Here is a 446-nt window from a genome sequence, read left to right as displayed (position 1 = left end):
ATGACGCGCTTACCTTCAACCCACTACAGTTGACAAAGAGCCCAAACAAAAAGTGAACAAACCTGAATTCTAATGTACAGAAGACTAGGCTTGTTCACTTTTTTATAGTCGCTATAAGATGACCTTATCTATAGCTTTTTATACATAATTATATATTCAGACATACTATTATCAATTGTGTCGCAGGGAGGAATCTGTTAACGCACCCATTCACCATTATCATTGACTCTATAGCCATCTATACTTGTATTGATCGCTAGCTCACCCGATGCATTTACATAATACCATTTACTGCCAACTTGGAACCATTGATTGGCTTTCATAGAACCGTTGCTGTTGAGGTAGTACCATGAACCATTATTTTGTAGCCAACCTATCTCCATAGAACCATTATCGTTGAGATAGTACCATGAACCATCAACTTGCTCCCAACCTGTTGCCATGGA

General features: G+C 38.6%; 1 pseudogene. It reads right to left on the bottom strand.

The annotated features are described in order from the left end of the window. Positions 1-197: 197 nt before the first annotated feature. Positions 198-446: pseudogene (locus HT699_RS11780) on the bottom strand (N-acetylmuramoyl-L-alanine amidase family protein); the annotation flags it as partial.

Origin of the sequence: Streptococcus sp. 1055 (assembly GCF_013276815.1) — a bacterium.
GTDB lineage: Bacteria > Bacillota > Bacilli > Lactobacillales > Streptococcaceae > Streptococcus > Streptococcus pseudopneumoniae.
The sequence above is the reverse complement of the archived record's forward strand: the minus strand, read 5'-3'. Positions and strand labels throughout refer to the sequence as shown.